Below are 206 nucleotides of genomic sequence, written 5' to 3'. Positions count from 1 at the left end.
TCCTTCAGAGTAAATTGTGAAATCACTTTATTATGTTCATTAAACATAATAAAATCCGTCACCGCTACACCTATGGCTGCTCTCAATTCTGGATAAACTTCCCCTAATTTTAGTTGATTTACATACATTTTTGCTGTGTTATAAAGAATTCTTTTGCCAAAAGCTGGTACATTTACAGCCTGCATTTCAATTAACACATTTTCGCC

1 protein-coding gene is annotated in these 206 nt (G+C 33.5%); it reads right to left on the bottom strand.

Going from position 1 to position 206, the window contains the following annotated elements; translation table 11 throughout:
- A partial coding sequence (locus PL8927_RS27540; RefSeq protein WP_197047583.1) for a PD-(D/E)XK nuclease family transposase occupies positions 1 to 206 on the bottom strand: 206 nt, incomplete at both ends.

Source organism: Planktothrix serta PCC 8927, assembly GCF_900010725.2.
Lineage (GTDB): Bacteria > Cyanobacteriota > Cyanobacteriia > Cyanobacteriales > Microcoleaceae > Planktothrix > Planktothrix serta.
The sequence above is the reverse complement of the archived record's forward strand: the minus strand, read 5'-3'. Positions and strand labels throughout refer to the sequence as shown.